We start from the raw sequence: 13,805 nt of genomic DNA, 5'->3' as shown, positions 1-13,805 counted from the left end.
GCGCCACAGGGTTGTGGCCATCCCAAAAAAGAGAGGTATTCTGTCACATCCCGAATTTGCTGAAAACTCAAGGAAGTGTCTGTCGTGTTTGTGCTCAAAAAGTGGCTGGGTCAGCTGTTGATGCCGCTCCCCTTCTCCCTCTCCCTGCTGCTGGTCGCCCTGCTGCTGCTCTGGTTCACCCGTTTTCAGAAAACCGGCAAGCTGCTGGCCACCCTCTCGCTGCTCATTGTGGCGCTGATGGGGATGCGGCCGGTGAGCTATGAACTGGCCCGCGGGCTGGAACAAACCTTCCCGCCATTCGAGGTGAGCCAGCATCCCAACATCGACGCCATCGTGGTGCTCGGCAATGGCCATGTCAGCGATCCGGCGGTGCCCGAGCGCTCCTGGCAAAACAATATTGCACTGGCTCGCACCCTCGAGGGGGTACGGCTGGCCCAGGCGTATCCGCAGGCAGAGCTTGTCTTTTCGGGCTATGTATCGGGAGATCCCCTCTCCAATGCCGAGGTCAATGCCCGGATGGCCGAGAGTCTCGGCATTCCCCGCGCGCGGATGACGTTGTTTGAAAACAACAAAGACACTCATGATGAGGCGGTCAGTATCAGTCGCCATCTGAAAGGAAAAGAGGTGGCGCTGGTCAGCTCGGCCACTCATTTGCCGCGTGCCATGGCCCTCTATCAGGGTCAGGGACTCAAGGCCGTGCCAGCCCCCACCGACTACACCGCCAAGCAGAGCCAGGTACCCCAGCCCCTCTACAGTTATTTACCCAAAGGGCGTTATCTGATGTATTCCGAAGCTGCCATCCACGAATGGATTGGGGTATGGTGGGCTCGCTTGCGGGGGCAGGTTAACGAATGAGCGATCAAGCGTTTCATTCCTGATTTGGATCAGGAAAGCGAAAAAAAATTACGTCATTTGCCGCCGGGTCAGCTATCTTGGGCTCGGTTCAATTCATATAATGTCGCGCAATCAAATGCCTAGGAGATATACAAGATGAGACAGCACCTGGTAATGGGTAACTGGAAACTGAACGGCACCAAAGCTTCTGTAGAAGCTCTGATCAAAGGACTGACCCCGGCTGCTGCCGCTCATCCTTCTGTACAAGTCGCCGTCTGCCCGCCGGTTATCTTTTTGGGTCTGGTTGAGCAACTGACCGCTGGCAGCAAGATTGCCTACGGTGCCCAGAACGCTGACGTTCACGAGTCTGGTGCCTTCACCGGCGAAAACGCCCCCTCCATGCTGAAAGCCTTTGGTTGCACCTACTCTCTGGTCGGCCACAGCGAGCGTCGTACCCTGCACGCAGAGAGTGACGACGTGGTTGCTGCCAAGTACGAAGCGATCCAGAAAGGCGGCCTGATCCCGGTTCTGTGCATCGGTGAAACTCTGGAGCAATTCGAAGCCGGCGTGACCAAGAACGTGGTTGAGACCCAGCTGAAAGCCGTTATCGACCGTTGCGGTATCGCCTCCTTCAACAACGCCGTTATCGCTTACGAGCCGGTATGGGCCATCGGTACTGGCAAGACTGCCACTCCGGAGATCGCTCAGTCCGTTCACGCTCACATCCGTCAGTACCTGGCCGGTTTTGATGCCGCTGTTGCTGCCAAAGTACAGATCCTGTACGGCGGTTCCGTCACTGGCGCCACTGCAGCCGACCTGTTCGGTCAGCCGGACATCGACGGTGGCCTGGTCGGTGGTGCGTCCCTGAAAGTGGACGACTTCTCCCAGATCATCGCTGGCGCTGCCAAGTAATCGTTGATTACGGCAAAGAGAGGGGCTCGTCCCCTCTCTTGTATCGCTTTTCCTATGGTGGCCCCCGCATCCCATATGAAAGCCGATATAGTAAAAGTGGCTTGTCTATTTAAACATTCGTATTTGACAACTCAGATCCAGAGGCACTCATGACCAAACAAATCAAACGTATTGGTGTTTTGACCAGTGGTGGCGACGCACCGGGTATGAACGCAGCCATTCGCGCCGTGGTTCGCGCCGGTTTGCATCATGGCCTGGAAGTTTACGGTATTTATGATGGCTACCTCGGTCTGCACCAGGATCGCATCGTCAAGCTAGAGCGTCACAGCGTCTCCGACGTGGTGAACCGTGGTGGTACTTTCCTCGGCTCCGCCCGTTTCCCTGCCTTCAAAGACCCCGCAGTGCGCGCCGAAGCGATCGAAAACCTGAAAAAACACGGTATCGATGCGCTGGTCGTCATCGGTGGTGACGGCTCCTACATGGGTGCCAAGAAGCTGACCGAAGAAGGTTTCCCCTGCATCGGCCTGCCGGGCACCATCGACAACGACATCGCCGGTACCGACTTCACCATCGGCTTTGATACCGCCCTGAACGTGGTTGTTGACGCCATCGACCGTCTGCGCGACACCTGCAGCTCCCATCACCGTATCTCCGTGGTCGAGATCATGGGCCGCCACTGTGGCGACCTGGCCATGTCTGCCGCCGTTGCCGGTGGTGCCGAATATGTGATCGTGCCGGAAGTAGCCTTCGACAAAGAGAAGCTGCTCAAGCAGATCAAGGAAGGCGAAGCCAAGGGCAAGAAGCACGCCATCATCACCATCTGCGAGCACGTTACCGACGTGAACGCCCTAGCGAAAGACATCGAAGCCCTGACCGGTCGTGAAACCCGCGCCACCATCCTGGGTCATATCCAGCGTGGCGGAGCCCCGACTGCTCGTGACCGCATCATGTCCAGCCGTATGGGTGCTTACGCCGTTGAGCAGCTGCTGGCTGGTCACGGTGGTCGCTGCGTCGGTATCCAGCGCAACGAGCTGGTACACCACGACATCATCGACTGCATCGAGAACATGAAGCGTCCGTTCGATCAGGAGCTTTACAACCTCTCCACCACCCTGTTCTAAGCCTCGCGGCTTTTTACCGGCTGTTGATGACAAAAACCCTCCATCGGAGGGTTTTTTAATATCTTACAAAAACGGGGGCATCGACACGCTGTGTGGCCCTCACCATACGGGTTGCCTGATTCCAACCCTTGCGCCATCTGACTGATCACTAGCCTTCCTCTCCTCACAGCAACCGGCTTCAGCCTACGAACAGAGTTCCGGTATTGTCGTGGATGTTTTATCACTGCGAACCGGATTACGTTGACCTGTGTTCTGTCGACCCTGAAACGAGCTTGTTCGGCCTCCTCGTCATACGCCGCTTTTTATGTCTCAATCTTGCAGAAGGGATTCAGATATCTCACCCAACCATGCTCCGGCGCAGCTCTCGTATTGCACTCACATGACTCACGCAGATGTACCGCCCACGCAAATCGCTGCTCGCACCCAGCCCAGCCAGAGGATACGCCTCTGGCCTATTGCGCACCTCACTCTTGCTGCGGCCATGTCTATACCGAGACCGACGGGAAAATTGGCGGTGATAAAACAGCCAGCTGCTACTCTGTATCCCCCCGATGCACCGCTCTCCTCCCTATGAACCCAGTATATTGCTGTAAAAATGCGGAGACTCCGGACTGATAAAGTGATGGTAAGACAAGGGCTGGCAACCAGATTGTCTCCATAGACTTCTTTTGGATGAGCTATCTACGTCAGGAATCGTCAAACTATGGCCTTACACACTTTTTATGGCCTCAATGGCACTGTTGCAAGGGTGAAAACTTATAAAACGCCACTAAAGCTCCATACAAGACCCACCACCAAGCCAACCAGCATCCCAACAACCAATTGAATTTAAATGAAATAATCATAAAAACAGAATCTTGAATGCCTACCATGCCAGAGCAGGTGATAAAATCAGCTCAATATGACAAAAACAGCCATTTCAACCAACCCAAAACATAAAATGGCTATTTTATCAATTTACACCTTGTTTTACCCCCTTGTTATGGTATCTTGACTACATCAACCAACAACTTAGGGAGAGAAAAATGAAAGAGTTTGTCGTTACTGCCGTTTTCACGGTGTTTTTCACCCTGGTTGCTGTCTCTCTGCCCTCACTGTCACAGTTCTGAGCCGGATAGAGAGGCATCAATCCGGACCGACCCTCTTTGCCATGTCTGTTTAATCGCCACCAACTGGCGCTTTTCAGTAATAATGCCGAGATGGTCAACATAGATATGATTTCATCACGTTGACGCTGTTTCTTTCGCCACAAGGGTGTAACCAGGATGGTTTAACCATATGGCTTGATGGAGTAGAACCAGCAGCAAATCATATCCGAGGGGAGCGAGGCTCCCCTTTTTGTTACCCGCCGTTTGACAATCCCCTACCCCGGCATCTACAACAGGCCGGTTAACGCCATACGGCCCATGCCCACAACTGATGTTTTCCCCTCCTGTGCTATCCATTCAACACAGCTAAATCCGTCAGCAATCTCTTGTGCACACCTTTGCTCTGATGCTTGTCCGGCAGATATAAAAAGCCCCCGCCATCATGGCAGGGGCTCGCGTTACGCAGTGTCAGCTCAGGGCTGTTATATCTCAGTCCAGCTCAAAGCAATTATGCCTTGTTCCAGCGCTCTGGGTCATATTCCGGGCTAAAGCGGTCAACAATGACAGCACAGGCCGCATCGCCGGTGATATTGAGGGAGGTGCGGATCATGTCGAACAGACGATCCAGCGCGAACAGCAGCGGCAACCCTTCAATGGGGATCCCGGCCGCCAGCAGCACGGCAACCACCAGGAAGCTTGGGCCCGGCACACCGGCCTGACCGATCGCCCCCAGAGTGGAGGTCACAATGATGGCCGCCCAGGCGCCGACGCTCAGATCGATGTTGTAAACCTGCGCGAAGAAGATGGCGACCAGGCCGTAATAGATGGCGTTGCCACTCATGTTGATGGTGGCACCCAGCGGCAACACGAAGGAGGCGGTCGCGTTGGTCACTTTCAGATCATGCTCGCAGGTCTCCATATTGACCGGCAGGGTCGCCATGGAAGAGGCGGTGGAGAAGGCCACGATCTGCGGCTTCTTCATGGCAGAGAGGTACTTCATCACCGGCGTGTTGGAGAACATCATCACCAGCAGCGGATAAACCACGAAGCCGAAGATGAGGATGGCAGCCACATAGACCACGAACAGCTTGAGTACCAGGGTCAGCACATCGAAGCCATAGGTTCCGATGGCTTCCGCCATCAGACCGAACACCCCGAGCGGCGCGATGATCATCACCTTGTTGATCATCCAGACGAAGGCATCCACCAGGGTATTGAGCCCATCGACCAGCGGCTTGGCCCGCTCGCGCGACTGTTTGGCCAGCGCAATGCCGAGGAACATGCAGAACACCAGGATCTGCAGGATATTCGCTTCGTTGAGGGAGTTGAAGACGTTGGTGGGGATCATGCCAAGCAAGGTGGCGACTGCATCCGGCAGCGCCCCTTTATCGGCGTAGTCACCGCCAAACATGGAGGCAACGGAAGCGAAATCAACCCCGACACCCGGTTTGAAGATCTGCCCCATCACCAGCGCCAGCAACACGGCCAACGCTGAGGTCACGAGGAAGAAGGCCAGCGTCGCCGCCCCGATCTTGCCCGCAGCCGGGCTGGCGCCCAGATTGGCGGCGCCGGAGAGGATGGCAACCGCCACCAGCGGGATCACCAGCATTTTGATCAGTTGGATAAACAGGGTACCGAGCGGTGCAAACACGGTGGCTTGTTCACCCATGAACGCGCCGACCACTGCGCCCAGTACCATGGCGACCACAACCTGGAAGCCGATGTTTTTAATGAGTCCTTTAGTTAACACAATATGTTCCTTTATGTAGCAAAATTCACACTTTTCCCAGTGCAATTAACCAAACAGGGGAATGAGCGGCTGCCCATTCCCCTGTTTGCGCGTGTTATCTCACATTTAATTGCTGTTTTAAATCAGCAAATCATTAACCTTGGCTATTAATAAGTTTGCGAAAAAGTGAAGATTCAAAGCGGCCTCGGCGATTTTTACCTCATCCCCCATGACAACTGGCAAAAGATTGTGCTAGTTTGGCTGCACAAACGTACACACAGGGATGTAAAGATGCTGAAAGTTAACGAGTATTTCGACGGAAATGTAAAATCCATCGGTTTCGAACAAAAAGGCGAGAAATCAACCGTCGGGGTGATGAACGCCGGTGACTACCTGTTCAACACCGCCGCCCCCGAACGGATGACAGTGATCAAGGGCGCCCTCACCATCCAGCTGGCTGATGAAGATGAGTGGCACACCTACAGCCAGGGTGAATCCTTCCTGGTGGCCGGTCACTCCTCCTTCAAACTGGAAGTGAAAACCCCCACAGCTTATCTGTGTGAATTTCTCGACTGATCAGGCCGGTTGAAGGGGATCAGCCCCTTCAACTTTCTTGATCCCCCCAGCCCCATTATCTGTGTCCATGTCACAGCACCGCACATCCCCGCTTCCTATCCACATCAAAAATCCTAGAATAAACAGACATAAACCATCACCGGATTGATGTCATGATCAGCGTGTTTGACCTGTTTTCCATCGGAATTGGCCCCTCCTCTTCCCATACCGTCGGCCCCATGCGTGCCTCTTACGCCTTCGTCCAGCAGCTCAAGCTGCAAGGGCATCTGCCACAGGTTACGCGGGTCGAAGTGGAGTGTTACGGCTCGCTGGGCCAGACCGGCAAAGGGCACGGCACTGGCAAGGCGATCATTCTGGGGTTGTCGGGCTTTGAACCGGAATCGGTCGATATCGATGCGATTCCCGCCATTCTGGCTCGAGTGGAAAAGGAGCAGAACTTGCAGCTGGCAGGCGAACAACCAAGCCATTTTCCCCGCACCGGAGCCATCATCTTCAACCGCCGCAAGACCCTGCCGGCCCACACCAACGGCATGACTCTGCGGGCCTTTGATAAAGAGGAAAACCTGCGCTTCAGCCAGACCTACTACTCCATCGGGGGCGGCTTCATCATTGAAGAGAGCCACTTTGCCACCGCCAAGGAGGAGGCCGCCAAGTCCGATGCCGAGCACCCTGTCCCCTACCCGTTCGACAGCGGCGCCCAGCTACTGGCCCACTGTCAGGAGAGCGGACTCTCCATCTCGGGGCTTATCCTCGCCAATGAGCGGGTATTTCGCAGCGATGAGCAGATAAAAGCGGGGCTGCGCAAGATCTGGCAGGCGATGCAGGGCTGCGTCGAGCGTGGCTGCAAGAGCGAAGGGGTGCTGCCGGGCGGCCTCAAGGTTCGGCGCCGCGCCCCGGGGCTGTTCCGCCAGCTAAGCTGCGAGACCAACTTCAACAAGGATCCGCTGATGGTGATGGAGTGGGTCGATCTCTTTGCGCTGGCGGTCAACGAGGAGAACGCCGCCGGTGGCCGGGTGGTCACCGCCCCCACCAATGGCGCTGCGGGCATCATCCCCGCCGTGCTGCACTACTACGATCGCTTCGTGCACAAGGTGGATGACGAGACGCTGATCCGCTACTTCCTCACCGCGGCTGCCATCGGCATCTTATATAAGAAGAACGCCTCCCTCTCCGGGGCCGAAGTGGGCTGTCAGGGTGAGGTTGGGGTTGCCTGTTCCATGGCGGCTGGCGCACTGACCGAACTGCTGGGTGGCAGCCCGGCCATGGTGGAGAACGCCGCCGAAATAGGCATGGAGCACAATCTCGGCCTCACCTGCGATCCCATAGGCGGACTGGTGCAGGTACCCTGCATCGAACGCAACGCCATGGGGGCGGTCAAGGCGATCAATGCCGCCCGCCTCGCCCTGCGCGGCACCGGCGAGCACAAGGTGTCGCTCGACAAGGTGATCAAGACCATGTGGGAGACTGGCAACGACATGAAGACCAAATACAAGGAGACGGCCCGTGGCGGCCTCGCCGTTAACATTACCGAATGTTAAAAAACGGCAAATGACTCCATTTGGTTCCGAAATGCCCGGCATCGCCGGGTATTTTTATGGGCAAACGCTTAACAAAATGGATAAGCACAAAAATAAATTTTATACTCGCGCCTCAGATTCAACAAAAATAGATCTATTTCAACTTTTTTTAGGTCTGGAGCCGTTACACTACGGTTATCTGGTTCTGTGACCTGCGCTGACAAGCGCGTTCCATGGATCTCCCAAATTTCTGTGAGTGGGCATGCCGCCCCCTTCTACCCTGAGGTAATAGTGACATGATCAGCGTTTTTGATATCTTCAAAATCGGTGTAGGCCCCTCTTCTTCCCACACTGTTGGCCCGATGAAAGCGGCCAAACAGTTTGTTGACGAGCTGCGCGCGGGCGGCAAGATCCGCGATGTAACCCGGATCAATGTCGATGTCTACGGCTCCCTCTCCTGGACTGGCAAAGGCCACCATACCGACACTGCCATCATCATGGGCCTGGCTGGCAACCTGCCGGAAAATGTTGATATCGATGCCATCCCCGAGTTTATCTCTCGTGTTGAGCAGACCGAGCGCCTGCCGATCGGCCTGCACTGCCACACCGTCAGCTTCCCGCGTGACGCCATGGTATTCCACGACGAAGCCCTGCCGCTGCACGAAAATGGCATGAAGCTGACCGCCCTGATCGAAGATGAAGTGGTCTACAGCAAGACCTACTACTCCATCGGTGGTGGCTTCATCGTTGACGAAGAGAACTTCGGCAAGGCTGACAGCGGCGACATGTCCGTACGCTATCCGTTCAAGAGCGCCGCCGAGCTGGTTGCCCATTGCAGCCAGACCGGTCTCTCCATCTCTGCCCTGATGATGGAAAACGAGAAGTGCTTCAACACTCCGGAAGAGATCTACAAGAAGTTCGGCAAGATCTGGAACACCATGCGCGAAGGTATCGAGCGCGGCTGCCGTACCGAAGGCGTGCTCTCCGGCCCGCTGCGCGTACCCCGTCGTGCCGCGCCGCTCTACCGTCAGCTCAACACCAACGAGAACCTCTCAAGCGATCCGATGAACATCGTTGACTGGGTCAACATGTTCGCTCTGGCCGTGAGTGAAGAGAACGCTGCCGGTGGCCGCGTGGTCACTGCACCGACCAACGGCGCTGCCGGTATCATCCCGGCCGTACTGGCTTACTACGACAAGTTCATCCAGCCGGTTGGCCGCGACGAGTACACCCGTTTCTATCTGGCTGCCGGTGCCGTCGGCATCCTCTACAAGATGAACGCCTCCATCTCCGGCGCCGAAGTGGGCTGTCAGGGTGAAGTGGGTGTCTCCTGCTCCATGGCCGCTGCAGGTCTGACCGAGCTGATGGGCGGTAGCCCGGAGCACGTCTGCGAAGCTGCCGAGATCGGCATGGAACACAACCTGGGTCTGACCTGTGATCCGGTTGCCGGTCAGGTACAGGTGCCTTGCATCGAACGTAACGCCATCGCAGCCATGAAAGCGGTCAACGCCTCCCGTATGGCCCTGCGTCGTACCTCCAAGCCGCGCGTCTCCCTGGACAAGGTGATCGAGACCATGTACATCACCGGCAAGGACATGGACTCCAAGTACCGTGAAACCTCCCGTGGCGGTCTGGCCATCAAAGTGATGCAGGTTGCCTGCGAATAAATAGGGGTTGCGACCCTCATTTGAACAAAGGCGGGATATCCCGCCTTTTTTATTGCCCGAATGGGATGCTGGGTACTGATACCGGCATACCGACCATTTCACTGTAGGGCGTCGCTGATATACCCCTTCTACGCCACCGCAATGCGGATTGCCTTGTCTGCATACCTCTCTAATTACATACCTTGATTAACTCTTCTCAATGCATTGAGAGAGACATTACGCCCCTACATGAAACCTGTACCTGCTATCTTGCCCCAGCCACGATTTCACAACTAATCGATATCGAGATGGCCCCTCATCTCAATATCCCCCTTTGGTCATACCCTTGTTTGGCAAGACGCGGTTACCACTCCCCCTGCGGATTATCACGCCGCCACATTGATTGCCTCCTATGTGGCACTTTCGTGATCAGGGCAAACAATCAAGTACACAAACAGGGGGTTAGCTCATCATTTTGGCCACAGCGCATCGCGCAAACTGGTTTTAGTACAGTTATCACCACCCTCTTTACGCCCTATTTGATGTAAAACGCATCGAGCAGTGGAGGCCAAAAAAGCGCCCAAAGAAGGGGCTGAAAATAATCGATGAATGGGCCAATAGTCGTTCAAATGGAGGGTATGAGTACGCGCCACTCGCTATTTTTGTGAGCGCCAGCAAAGGTTGAGGATATGGTGTTGGGAGTAGATTGACTTTCTATTTAAACAGCGAAAAGTGAATATCACCAAAGGGAGGGTTTAATTTGGCCAGATCCTGTCACGGGATTATCGCAAGCTACCTCTCCGGGGCCGGAATGCGTCATGCAGAGTCACAAAGAATTAGCCCCGCTGGGCAGAACACACCACGGGGCTGGATATTCAGGATGGTTTTTTCAGGCTGGCCTTGTGCTGCTCCAGCAAATTCTCGGGGGGCGGCGGCACCTGCAGGTAGAACCCCTGGTTGGTCAGCGCGGCCATCACCTTGCCAACATCAGCCAGCCCCAAGGGCTTGGCCGGATCCAGCTTGGTCATCAGCACCAGCTCGGGACGCCCGAATGCGCTCAGCAATGGCTCGGGAACGCGGGAGAAATCCTCTCTTTTTTCAACAAAAAGGTAGGTCTCGGCTTTTTTGCGACTTTTATAGACTGCACACAACATGGAAATTGATATAATCCGACGAGTTTATTGCCTCTGATGGGGGCAAACTATAACATCAGGAATTGAATAACAATAACGGATTAGCATCTCTGCCTCGGGGAAGATTCATGGTTGAGCGCGATAACGAATTGAAAGGGACCACCTTCACTATTTCTGTGTTGCATATCAGCGATGGCGAGCCTGAGCGGATACGTCAGTTGTTGGCCGAAAAAGTGGCCCAGGCCCCCTACTTTTTTAATTGTGCGCCGCTGGTGATCAATGTTTCCCGACTGGAACATATTCCCGATTTCGAACAGCTCAAGGAGCTGGTGGAGTCCGAAGAATTTGTGCTGGTCGGCATCACGGGTGCGCGCAGCGAAGAGATGAAGACAGCCGCCAAGGCGGTGGGATTGGCCGTGATGGCCTCGGGCAAGAGTCGCAAGAGCGAACCGGAACCCGAGCCAGCCCCCGCGCCAGCCGCCCCTGAGGTAGTTCGTGAGCCCGAACCCGCCCCCTTGATTCCGAGCAAGGTACATGTGGGGCCAGTACGCTCCGGCCAGCAGATTTATGCCGCCGGCACCTCGTTGGTAGTGCTGGGGTCCGTCAGTCCGGGGGCCGAAGTGCTCGCCGATGACAGCATTCATATTTATGGCACCCTGCGTGGCAGAGCCATAGCCGGCGCCAAGGGCAACACCCAAGCCCGGATCTATTGCCAGCAATTACAGGCCGAACTGCTCTCCATCGCGGGCACCTTCCAGCTGAGCGATGCGTTGCCGGCAGGCCTGATCCAGCAACCGGTTCATATCCGGCTGGATAATGAACAACTCCGTATAGACCGTATCAAATAGAGTTACAAGGAAGCGAGAATGGCGCGAATCATAGTCGTTACATCGGGTAAAGGTGGCGTTGGCAAGACCACAACCAGCGCAGCCCTGAGTACCGGTTTAGCCCAGCGTGGCCACAAAACAGTGGTCATCGATTTTGACATCGGTCTGCGAAATCTGGACCTCATTATGGGTTGTGAGCGACGCGTGGTGTATGACTTCGTCAACGTCATCAACGGTGAAGCCAACCTCAATCAGGCGCTCATCAAGGACAAACGTTGCGAGAACCTGTTTATCCTGCCCGCCTCCCAGACCCGGGATAAAGATGCCCTGACCAAAGAGGGTGTCGAGAAGGTGCTGGATCAGCTGGCCGAAATGAAGTTTGACTACATTGTCTGCGACTCCCCGGCCGGGATCGAGGCGGGCGCGCTGATGGCGCTCTATTTTGCCGACGAAGCGATCGTCACCACCAACCCGGAAGTCTCTTCCGTACGTGACTCCGACCGCATCCTCGGCATCCTGGCCTCCAAATCCCGCCGTGCCGAGCGTGGCGAAGACCCCATCAAGGAGCACCTGCTGCTGACCCGCTACTGCCCGACCCGGGTCAACCGTGGCGACATGCTGAGCGTGCAGGATGTGCAGGAGATCCTGGCCATTCCGCTGCTCGGGGTGATCCCTGAGTCCCAGGCAGTGCTGCGCGCCTCCAACTCCGGCGAACCGGTCATTCTGGACAAGGAGTCCGATGCCGGTCAGGCCTATGACGATGCGGTTTCCCGTTTGCTCGGTGACACCAAGGAATTTCGTTTTCTGGAAGAAGAGAAGAAGGGCTTCTTTAGCCGACTGTTCGGGAGTTAAACATGTCATTATTGGATTATTTTCGTTCCAACAAGAAACAGAACACCGCACAACTGGCCAAAGAGCGGTTGCAGATCATCGTTGCTCACGAGCGTTCATCCAGAGGGGGGCCGGATTACCTGCCCCAGCTCAAGCAGGATATCCTCGATGTGATCCGCAAATACGTCAACATTGATCCGGAGAAGATAACCGTTCAACTGGATCAGAAGAGTGATGAGCTGTCAGTGCTGGAGCTCAACATCACCTTCGCCGATGACAACAAGAAGGGATGAGCTGACGCCCTATGCGTGACCCCTTCCCCCAATGAAACCGGATCCCCTGGCAGGATCCGGTTTTTTATTGGCACAAAAACAGGTCACAGCGGCTCGCCTCATCTCGCCAAGGGGTCTGCCGACAGCTAGAATAGCGCCGCCCCGCAGACAGTGTCTGTGCTGGTACCTTTTTCTCTTTTCTGGAACAGACCGCTTATGTCTATGAATGACGAAATGCACAGCGTCGAGGAACTGCTCGATACCGCCCTCGAACTCTTTATGGAGCTGGCCTCTGACAACCTGCCGGAGCAGGAGATCGCCCGTTTCAATCAGGAGTTCAACGACCGCGGCCTGCTGGCCGAAACCGACCCGGCCGATGACTGGGAAGCGGACGTGGGTTTTGCGGTGAGCGACACCGACTATGCCGAGATCTGGGTAGGCCTTGGCAATGAAGAACAAGAGTATGAGCACCTGTTTGCCCGCATGCTGCTCTCCCGCCGTGTTGACGAGAAGTTCTGCCACATCGAATGGCTGCCCCAATAATTCCGGATCCCGATGATCCCAGCCACTATCAGTGGGAGTCAGCCCCTGCTGCCGTGGCCCCCGTGCGCCCATCTGCATCCCTTGGGCGCCGGGTGTTGAGGTGGGCAGGCAAGATCGCGCTGGCCGGGCTGCTCTGCTCGGTCGGCTCGGTCGCCTTGCTGCGTTTTATCGATCCGCCGATGTGGAGCTGGCGTATCGAGCGGGCCCTCTTTCCGCCCGCCAAGATCACCCAAGTACGCCATCAATGGGTAGATCTGGCGTCCATCTCCAAGGAGCTGCAACTGGCGGTGATCGCCGCCGAGGATCAGCGCTTTGCCGATCACAACGGCTTTGACATGGATGCCATCAACGCCGCACTCAAGCACAACCAGCACAGCGAACGGGTGCGCGGTGCCAGCACCCTCAGCCAGCAGACCGCCAAGAACCTCTTTATGTGGAGTGATCGCAGCTTCCTACGCAAGGGGCTGGAGGCCTGGTTTACCCTGCTGATGGAGCTGGGTTGGGACAAGGCCCGCATTCTCGAGGTCTATCTCAATATCGTGGAGTTCGGCCCCGGCATCTATGGCGCCGAAGCCGCGGCCCGCACCTACTTTGGCAAACCGGCCAGCCGCTTGACCCGCTACGAGTCATCCCTGCTGGCCGCCGCCCTGCCCAACCCGTGGCGCTATCGGGTCAAGCCCCCTTCACCCTATGTGCAGAAGCGCTCGGTCTGGATCCGCCGTCAGATGGGGCAACTTGGCCAGATCACCCTCAATCGGGTGCATCAGGCCGACTGA

Annotated in this window: 13 protein-coding genes; 11 read left to right on the top strand and 2 right to left on the bottom strand. The window is 56.0% G+C overall.

Going from position 1 to position 13,805, the window contains the following annotated elements:
* Positions 1 to 84 precede the first annotated feature (84 nt).
* The 3 genes from elyC (at position 85) to pfkA (ending at position 2,867) form a co-directional block, all read left to right on the top strand.
* A complete protein-coding gene (gene elyC / locus G5154_RS00380; RefSeq protein ID WP_421231039.1) occupies positions 85 to 855 on the top strand; it encodes an envelope biogenesis factor ElyC in 771 nt (256 codons plus the stop codon).
* Between the two features lie 135 nt (positions 856 to 990).
* Positions 991 to 1,746 (top strand): triose-phosphate isomerase, encoded by a 756-nt coding sequence (tpiA, locus tag G5154_RS00375; protein WP_120414341.1) that lies wholly within the window; start codon positions 991 to 993, stop codon positions 1,744 to 1,746.
* A 149-nt stretch (positions 1,747 to 1,895) separates the two neighbouring features.
* Positions 1,896 to 2,867 carry a 6-phosphofructokinase gene (gene pfkA, locus G5154_RS00370; RefSeq protein WP_005336840.1) on the top strand — a complete coding sequence of 324 codons (972 nt, stop codon included), beginning with the start codon at positions 1,896 to 1,898 and terminating at the stop codon, positions 2,865 to 2,867.
* Positions 2,868 to 4,463: 1,596 nt separating this feature from the next.
* Here pfkA and G5154_RS00365 read toward each other — a convergent pair.
* Complete coding sequence (locus tag G5154_RS00365; RefSeq protein WP_115522932.1) at positions 4,464 to 5,705, bottom strand: dicarboxylate/amino acid:cation symporter; 1,242 nt, start codon at positions 5,703 to 5,705, stop codon at positions 4,464 to 4,466.
* Between the two features lie 270 nt (positions 5,706 to 5,975).
* Between G5154_RS00365 and G5154_RS00360 the strand changes: the two genes are divergently transcribed.
* The 3 genes from G5154_RS00360 to G5154_RS00350 all read left to right on the top strand — a co-directional run bounded on the left by G5154_RS00360 (position 5,976) and on the right by G5154_RS00350 (position 9,444).
* Entirely contained in the window at positions 5,976 to 6,260 is a 285-nt protein-coding gene (locus G5154_RS00360; RefSeq protein ID WP_005336842.1) for a pyrimidine/purine nucleoside phosphorylase, read from the top strand.
* Between the two features lie 152 nt (positions 6,261 to 6,412).
* Entirely contained in the window at positions 6,413 to 7,798 is a 1,386-nt protein-coding gene (locus G5154_RS00355) for an L-serine ammonia-lyase (protein ID WP_113740008.1), read from the top strand.
* Positions 7,799 to 8,073: 275 nt separating this feature from the next.
* Positions 8,074 to 9,444, top strand: a complete 1,371-nt coding sequence (locus G5154_RS00350; RefSeq protein WP_005336844.1) for an L-serine ammonia-lyase — start codon at positions 8,074 to 8,076, stop codon at positions 9,442 to 9,444.
* An 854-nt stretch (positions 9,445 to 10,298) separates the two neighbouring features.
* Here G5154_RS00350 and G5154_RS00345 read toward each other — a convergent pair.
* On the bottom strand, positions 10,299 to 10,577 hold the full coding sequence (locus G5154_RS00345) for a YcgL domain-containing protein (protein ID WP_005360946.1): 279 nt from the start codon (positions 10,575 to 10,577) through the stop codon (positions 10,299 to 10,301).
* Between the two features lie 107 nt (positions 10,578 to 10,684).
* Between G5154_RS00345 and minC the strand changes: the two genes are divergently transcribed.
* From minC to mtgA, 5 genes are all read left to right on the top strand, one after another.
* On the top strand, positions 10,685 to 11,404 hold the full coding sequence (gene minC, locus G5154_RS00340; protein WP_106843635.1) for a septum site-determining protein MinC: 720 nt from the start codon (positions 10,685 to 10,687) through the stop codon (positions 11,402 to 11,404).
* A gap of 18 nt (positions 11,405 to 11,422) precedes the next feature.
* Complete coding sequence (gene minD / locus G5154_RS00335; RefSeq protein WP_005345776.1) at positions 11,423 to 12,235, top strand: septum site-determining protein MinD; 813 nt, start codon at positions 11,423 to 11,425, stop codon at positions 12,233 to 12,235.
* A gap of 2 nt (positions 12,236 to 12,237) precedes the next feature.
* Positions 12,238 to 12,507, top strand: a complete 270-nt coding sequence (gene minE, locus G5154_RS00330) for a cell division topological specificity factor MinE (protein ID WP_005345779.1) — start codon at positions 12,238 to 12,240, stop codon at positions 12,505 to 12,507.
* Between the two features lie 195 nt (positions 12,508 to 12,702).
* The gene (locus tag G5154_RS00325) at positions 12,703 to 13,029 is read left to right on the top strand and encodes an HI1450 family dsDNA-mimic protein (protein WP_005352317.1); all 327 of its coding nucleotides are present in this window, start codon (positions 12,703 to 12,705) and stop codon (positions 13,027 to 13,029) included.
* On the top strand, positions 13,014 to 13,805 hold the full coding sequence (gene mtgA / locus G5154_RS00320; protein WP_228023760.1) for a monofunctional biosynthetic peptidoglycan transglycosylase: 792 nt from the start codon (positions 13,014 to 13,016) through the stop codon (positions 13,803 to 13,805). The genes G5154_RS00325 and mtgA overlap by 16 nt, the downstream gene beginning before the upstream one ends.

Origin of the sequence: Aeromonas sp. 600527 (assembly GCF_049175415.1) — a bacterium.
Classification (GTDB): domain Bacteria; phylum Pseudomonadota; class Gammaproteobacteria; order Enterobacterales; family Aeromonadaceae; genus Aeromonas; species Aeromonas veronii_A.
This window is presented reverse-complemented; position numbering and strand designations above follow the sequence as displayed.

Coding starts and splice junctions, on each gene's coding strand:
- tpiA (WP_120414341.1), top strand. CDS start 991: ATGAGACAGCACCTGGTAATGGGTAACTGGAAACTGAACGGCACCAAA.
- pfkA (WP_005336840.1), top strand. CDS start 1,896: ATGACCAAACAAATCAAACGTATTGGTGTTTTGACCAGTGGTGGCGAC.
- G5154_RS00360 (WP_005336842.1), top strand. CDS start 5,976: ATGCTGAAAGTTAACGAGTATTTCGACGGAAATGTAAAATCCATCGGT.
- G5154_RS00355 (WP_113740008.1), top strand. CDS start 6,413: ATGATCAGCGTGTTTGACCTGTTTTCCATCGGAATTGGCCCCTCCTCT.
- G5154_RS00350 (WP_005336844.1), top strand. CDS start 8,074: ATGATCAGCGTTTTTGATATCTTCAAAATCGGTGTAGGCCCCTCTTCT.
- G5154_RS00345 (WP_005360946.1), bottom strand. CDS start 10,577: ATGTTGTGTGCAGTCTATAAAAGTCGCAAAAAAGCCGAGACCTACCTT.
- minC (WP_106843635.1), top strand. CDS start 10,685: ATGGTTGAGCGCGATAACGAATTGAAAGGGACCACCTTCACTATTTCT.
- minD (WP_005345776.1), top strand. CDS start 11,423: ATGGCGCGAATCATAGTCGTTACATCGGGTAAAGGTGGCGTTGGCAAG.
- minE (WP_005345779.1), top strand. CDS start 12,238: ATGTCATTATTGGATTATTTTCGTTCCAACAAGAAACAGAACACCGCA.
- G5154_RS00325 (WP_005352317.1), top strand. CDS start 12,703: ATGTCTATGAATGACGAAATGCACAGCGTCGAGGAACTGCTCGATACC.
- mtgA (WP_228023760.1), top strand. CDS start 13,014: ATGGCTGCCCCAATAATTCCGGATCCCGATGATCCCAGCCACTATCAG.